General features: G+C 66.2%; 5 protein-coding genes. All 5 read left to right on the top strand.

All coding sequences use genetic code 11. The features are described 5' to 3' along the window. Positions 1–64: 64 nt before the first annotated feature. A complete protein-coding gene (locus tag DBR22_RS03040) occupies positions 65–805 on the top strand; it encodes a class F sortase (protein ID WP_308810173.1) in 741 nt (246 codons plus the stop codon). Positions 806–867: 62 nt separating this feature from the next. Beyond that, positions 868–1,386 (top strand): universal stress protein, encoded by a 519-nt coding sequence (locus tag DBR22_RS03045; RefSeq protein WP_108597722.1) that lies wholly within the window; start codon positions 868–870, stop codon positions 1,384–1,386. A gap of 305 nt (positions 1,387–1,691) precedes the next feature. Continuing rightward, positions 1,692–2,006, top strand: coding sequence for a metal-sensitive transcriptional regulator (locus tag DBR22_RS03050; protein WP_108597723.1), 315 nt, complete (start codon positions 1,692–1,694; stop codon positions 2,004–2,006). Between the two features lie 76 nt (positions 2,007–2,082). Next, complete coding sequence (locus DBR22_RS03055; RefSeq protein WP_108597724.1) at positions 2,083–2,307, top strand: heavy-metal-associated domain-containing protein; 225 nt, start codon at positions 2,083–2,085, stop codon at positions 2,305–2,307. 25 nt (positions 2,308–2,332) lie between these two features. Beyond that, on the top strand, positions 2,333–4,436 hold a 2,104-nt coding region (locus DBR22_RS03060; RefSeq protein ID WP_375134879.1), incomplete at its 3' end, for a heavy metal translocating P-type ATPase.

The raw sequence follows: 4,436 nt of genomic DNA on the forward strand, positions 1-4,436 counted from the left end.
GCGGGGCGCCCTCGGCGCACTCACCGCCGTGGGGTACACCCGGCTGACCAACAAAGGGGGCACCGTGCCTAAGCATTCCGGCCAGCATGGCATCCTCGGCCGCGTCTTTCCGGGCCGCGGGTTGAACCGTGGAGATTTTGCCATCCTGCTGTGCGGCATCCTGGGTTTCCTTTCCCTGACCTTCGGCGCTCCCCTGCTCAACCACGCGGAACCCGCCGCGCCGGCGGCGGCACCATTCACCACGTCCCGGGCAACGCCGTCGGCCGTTCCCTGGCCACTGTCCCTCACGCCCGAGACGACCGCACCTGCGGGTGAGCCCCTGCCTGGCGCGGCCGGAAGTGCCGCTGACCCCGTTTTGCCCGATGCCTCCGCGCCCCTTCGTGTTCTTTATCCCTCAGCGGCTATCGACACAGCCATCCACCCTTTGGAGCCGGACTCCTCGGCAGTATCCAGCCGGACCCTCGTTCCGCCCACCACGATGGACGGGTATTGGCTGACTCCGTTCGGGATGCCGGGCAACGGGTCAGGCAACACCACGTACATCATCGGGCACAGCTGGGAGGGCCGGGATGCCCCGTTCAACCACCTCAGCTCCGCTGCCTCGGTGGGCGATGTGTTCGACGTCTTCACGGCAACCGGCACCATTGCCTACCGCGTGGACAGTGTGACCACCTACCTGAAGTCCGGCCTCAAGGACAGCGACATCTGGGACATGGTTCCCAACCGCGTGGTCCTGATCAGCTGCTATACCGAAGACCCGTGGGGGAAGAACGTGGTGGTGTCGGCGTCACCGTCCGTCCCATAGGAAGCCGGGCTCATCGCGCGGCGCTCTGTTCAAGCGGCGGCATGCAGGCTAAGAATGGGCGTATGACTCCAGAACGATTCAGTGCCCCGGCCCCGCTCCTCGTCGGAGTGATGCCCAACCAGCATCCGGAAGTGCTGAAGACGGCAGCAACGCTGGCTGCCAGGCTGTCTGTGCCTTTGGTGTGCGCCTACGTGGATGAGGCCAGCTACCTGGTGGAATGGGATCCGGCCAGGTCCGCCCACCGCCTTTCCCTCCACCCGGACCAGAACGGTGACGACATCCGCGCGATGACCGCCGGGCTCGAGGCGGAAATCGAGGGGGCAGTCGCCGATGCCGCGCAGGGGGGCACGCCGGTCGAGTGGACCCTGAGGACCCTGGCGGGGGATCCCGCCCGCGCCCTGGCCCGGCTGGCCGCGGAAGGCGACGCGCCCATGATCATCGTCGGAACATCCGAGAAAGGGCTGTCCCACAGGATCGCCGAGGCCTTGAGCGGCTCTGTGGGACAGTGGCTCGCCCACCATCAAAGCCGGCCGGTGCTGGTGGTTCCCTACCGGCGGCCGGCGCATGAAGACCGTGACTAGGGACGCAGGCTGAGGCTTCGGCGGCCCCTGCCGGAGCGGCTTCCGGCGGCAGAAATAATAAAGCGAAAGTAGTTATTCGAGGTGGTAGCGGTCAGCCATACCGGCAAGTAAGCTGGTTCAAGCAGAGCGATCCGGCCAAAGTACCGGGGAGAATCTGCCCAAAGACTGCTCCGGAGTGCGTATCCCCCAATAACGCACTCCGGAGCTTTTTTGTGTCCTTTTTTGGCGGCTCCCGGTCCTTCCCCTCGGATCCGATACCCCCCGGGGTACTTGACGGATACCCCCACGGGGTATAATTTGGAGAAATGGAAGCAACCCAGGCAGCAGTGCACGGTTATACCGCGAACAAGGAAGCGTACCTGCGCCGGCTCAAGCGCATCGAGGGCCAGGTGCGCGGGATCGCCAGGATGGTGGATGAGGACAAGTACTGCATCGACATCCTGACGCAGGTCGCCGCGGCCACCAAGGCACTCCATGCGGTGAGCCTGGGGCTGGTGGAGGAGCATATCGGCCACTGCGTGGTCGGGGCGGCTGCGGAACCGGATGCCGGCCTCCGTGCTGAAGCAATCGATGCAAAGGTCAAAGAGGCATCAGAGGCCATCGGCCGTCTTCTGCGCTGACGGCCGGCACCAACACCTGCCAGGAACAACACAAGCCAGTGCCAGCCACCCGCGGGCACCAACAAAGGAGCAAGCCATGAGCACCACCACCGTCAGCGTTTCGGGAATGACCTGCGGACACTGCGTGTCCTCCGTCAGTGAAGAACTTGAGTCACTCGCCGGCGTTGAAGCTGTCGACGTCGACCTCAACGCCGGCGGCATCTCCACCGTGACCATCACCTCAACCGAGGAACTGTCGCCGTCCGAGATCGGTGAAGCCGTGGCCGAGGCCGGCTACCTGGTTATCGCCAACGAGGCGTAGGAACCTGACCATCCGGGAGCCCGCAGTGAGCACAGACCACCTTCAGCAACCGGCCGGAACAAGGGTCCTTGATCTGGACATCGAAGGCATGACCTGTGCCTCCTGCGTCAACCGGGTGGAACGGAAACTCGGCAAGCTCGACGGCGTCCAGGCATCAGTCAACCTCCCCCTCGAAACCGCCCAGGTCACGGTACCGGCTGCCATCACGGACCAGCAGATCGTGGACACCGTCAACGCCATCGGCTACACGGCCCACCTCCGCCAACCCTCGACGCACCCAGGCCCAAGTGCCAGCGCCGAAACCGATGCACGCGACGCGCGGGGTGTGCCCACGAGTGGCGACGCCGGGGGCTTGCGGCAGCATGCGTCTAAGCGAGGCACTAGCGAGCATGCCGGGCAAGTCGCCGGTGGCGCCGCGGTTGGTGACCCCCACACATCCGCGGACCACATGGCCCACGGTCCCGCCGCGAACAAGCTCCGGCCGCGCCTGATCGTGGCGGCCGCCCTGACACTGCCCGTTTTCCTGATCTCGATGATCTCCGCCCTGCAGTTCCCGAACTGGGGTTGGGTTGCGGGTTTGCTGGCGCTTCCGGTGGTCAGTTGGGCAGCGTGGCCGTTCCATCGGGCTGCGGCCATCAATGCGCGCCATCTTGCCTCCACCATGAACACCCTGGTCTCCATCGGCGTCTCGGCGGCCTACCTCTTCAGTGCGTGGCAGCTGGCGATCGATCCCCGCATGACCGATCACCCTGGCATGGCCGGAATGGAATCCGGCGCCCTGTACTTTGAAGTGGCCGCCGTGGTCACTACGTTCCTGCTCCTGGGGCGCTTCCTGGAGGCCAACGCCAAGCAGAAGGCGGGCGATGCCCTGAGGGCGTTGCTGAACCTCGGCGCCAAGGACGCCACCGTGCTGCGCGACGGCGCCGAACACAAAGTCCCGGCTGACCGGCTCCGGGTGGGGGACATCGTGGTGGTCCGGCCGGGTGAGAAGATCGCCACCGATGGGGTGGTGATCGAGGGAAGTTCCGCCGTGGATGCCTCCTTGTTGACCGGCGAGTCAGTTCCCGTGGAGGTGGGGCCGCAGAGCAAGGTCACCGGGGCCACCATCAACACGTCCGGCCGCCTTCTGGTCCGCGCCACGCGGGTGGGCTCGGAAACCACGCTGGCCCAGATGGCACGGCTGGTCTCGCAGGCTCAAACCGGCAAGGCACCCATTGCCCGCCTCGCGGACAGGATCAGCGCCGTCTTCGTTCCTGTGGTGCTGGTCATCGCTGCGCTCACCTTCGCGTTGTGGCTGGCCTTCAGCGGCCCTGCGGTTGAAGGTTCCGAACTCCGTGCAGCCTTTACAGCGGCAGTTGCCGTCCTGGTCATCGCCTGCCCCTGCGCTTTGGGCCTGGCTACCCCGGTGGGGCTGCTCACTGGAACCGGCCGCGGGGCCCAACTGGGCATCCTGATCAAGGGTCCCCAGGTCCTGGAAGACACCCGCACCGTGGATACCATCCTGCTCGACAAGACGGGGACCGTGACCAGTGGCAAACTCGCCGTCGACAACACCATGGTTTTCGACGGCTACCAGCAGCGGGACGTGCTGCGCCTCGCCGGGGCTGTTGAAGCAGCGTCGGAGCATCCGATCGCGCACGCGATAGCGGCTGCCGCGTTCGACGGCGGGCGCCCGCCCGCCGTCGAAAACTTCCGTTCAGCGCCGGGCGGCGGTGTCGAAGGAACCGTGGAGGGGCAGGTTGTCCTGGCGGGCCGGACCGGCTGGCTCACAGAAAATGGAATCCGCATGTCGGCAAGCCAGCAGCAGGCCCTCGCGGCGGCGGAAAAGACCGGCGCCACCGCTATCTGGGTGGCTGTGAACGGCGCGCCTTCGGGCATCATCAGCCTCCGCGACACCATCAAACCGGGATCCGCAGCGGCCATCGCCAGGCTGAAAGAGCTGGGCTTGCGTCCTGTGCTGCTGACCGGTGACAACGCGGCAGTGGCGCAGCAGGTGGCCGCCGCCGTCGGCATTTCCCCCGACGACGTCTACGCAGGCGTCCTGCCCGCCGGAAAGGTCGAAGCCGTCCGTACGCTTCAGGCGGCCGGCGCAGTCGTGGCCATGGCCGGCGACGGTGTGAATGATGCGG

Origin of the sequence: Arthrobacter sp. HMWF013 (genome assembly GCF_003061105.1) — a bacterium.
In the GTDB taxonomy this organism is placed as follows: Bacteria; Actinomycetota; Actinomycetes; order Actinomycetales; family Micrococcaceae; genus Arthrobacter.

Excerpts from the sequence above, each read along its gene's own strand:
- DBR22_RS03055 (WP_108597724.1), top strand. The coding sequence starts at position 2,083 with ATGAGCACCACCACCGTCAGCGTTTCGGGAATGACCTGCGGACACTGC.
- DBR22_RS03045 (WP_108597722.1), top strand. The coding sequence starts at position 868 with ATGACTCCAGAACGATTCAGTGCCCCGGCCCCGCTCCTCGTCGGAGTG.
- DBR22_RS03050 (WP_108597723.1), top strand. The coding sequence starts at position 1,692 with ATGGAAGCAACCCAGGCAGCAGTGCACGGTTATACCGCGAACAAGGAA.